Consider the following 708-nt stretch of genomic DNA (forward strand, 5'->3'; position numbering starts at 1 on the left):
CACGAACACCCGCACATTCGTCAAAGGCCCACCAATCGGTACCGGGCCGTCCCCTATAGGGCCGGACAGTGCGGGTAGACGAGCAACCGCAAACGCCGTGGTCTCCGTAGGCCCGTAAACGTGCACGATCTCTGTGTCCGGCCACTGGCTACAAGCCCGCTCGAACACCGCGGGCGGCATCTCCTCGCCACCAGTCCAGATCTGGCGGACACCACGTAGCTCATCACCACCGTGCTCGACAAACAACTCGAACAATCTGGTAGTGAGGAATACCGCAGAGACATTCCGACCAGCTACAAGCAATCCCACATCTACCGGATCACTGCGATCCCGAGACGCCATGACCACCTGCCCCCCATTGACCAACGGCACCCAAATCTCATAGATCGAAGCATCGAAAGCGGTCGTCGAATGAGCGAGAACACACGCATGCGACTCGCTACACCAAATGTCCTTCCTAGCAAAAACAACCACATTGCGATGGGTGACCGCGACCCCCTTGGGGCGGCCGGTCGAACCAGAGGTATAGATCAGATACGCCAGATTCCCCGGACGCAACCGCCCCCACCGACCCCCACCGGCCGCAGCGACCGCGTCACGGTCGCCAGCGCAGGTGCCCGGAGCGTCGATACACAACAGGTCCGCCGCGACCACCGGCAGGGCCGTGGCCGTGGCCCGGTCGGTCACCACCACCACCGGGGCGGCGTC

Annotated in this window: 1 protein-coding gene; it reads right to left on the bottom strand. The window is 62.9% G+C overall.

Annotated elements, in window-relative coordinates:
* Positions 1–687 (bottom strand): AMP-binding protein (locus ACX4ZE_RS22920; RefSeq protein ID WP_480275537.1); only part of this gene is annotated, 687 nt, incomplete at its 3' end.
* Between the last annotated feature and the right edge of the window lie 21 nt (positions 688–708).

The sequence above is a fragment of the Nocardia sp. TBRC8007 genome (assembly GCF_056629435.1).